The sequence below is a fragment of the Massilia sp. 2TAF26 genome, assembly GCF_052115005.1.
Classification (GTDB): domain Bacteria; phylum Pseudomonadota; class Gammaproteobacteria; order Burkholderiales; family Burkholderiaceae_D; genus Telluria.
In genome coordinates this window covers 1-520 of the sequence record NZ_JBFRFV010000101.1, presented here as the reverse complement: position 1 = coordinate 520, position 520 = coordinate 1, and the positions used below count along the sequence as shown (strand labels likewise).

General features: G+C 68.5%; 1 protein-coding gene. It reads right to left on the bottom strand.

Annotated features, from left to right (window positions below; translation table 11 throughout):
- Nucleotides 1-520 (bottom strand): IS1595 family transposase (locus tag AB4Z32_RS27640; protein WP_442125006.1); only part of this gene is annotated, 520 nt, incomplete at both ends.

Sequence of the window (520 nt, the reverse complement as noted above, 5' to 3'; positions counted from 1 at the left end):
GCCCTTGCCGGTCACGGCGTCGATGGTCTGGCCGCTGCGATCGCGTGCCACCAGGATGCACACTTGTTCATTCGAGATCCCGCGCTTTGTCGCCTTGCCGCCGCGTCTTCGTGGCGGACGGTCGAGATGTCTGGAGCCCTTGTGCGATTCGAGCACATACATCTCATCGGCCTCGGCGATGCCGCTCAGCCGCTGCGGGCGGTCATCCTTGCTCAAGGCCAGGAAACGGTGGCGCCATCGAAAGCTGGTCGCACTGGCCACGCCGATCTCGCGCGCCGAGCGGCGCACGCTGCGGGAGTCGAGCATGCAGCCGAGGTGGTCGAGCCAGCGTGCCTTGTGGCGCAGCCGGGCCAGCGGCGTGCCGCTGAGCCGGTTGAAGGTGCGATGGCAGTTGCGGCAGCGGTAGCGCTGCAGTCCGTGCGCATGGCCGTGGCGAAAGGGTTTGTCGGCCTGGCAGTGCGGGCAGCAGAGTGGCGCGGCGGGCTGCTCGACGATCTCGAGTACACGGTCGAGGCCGGCC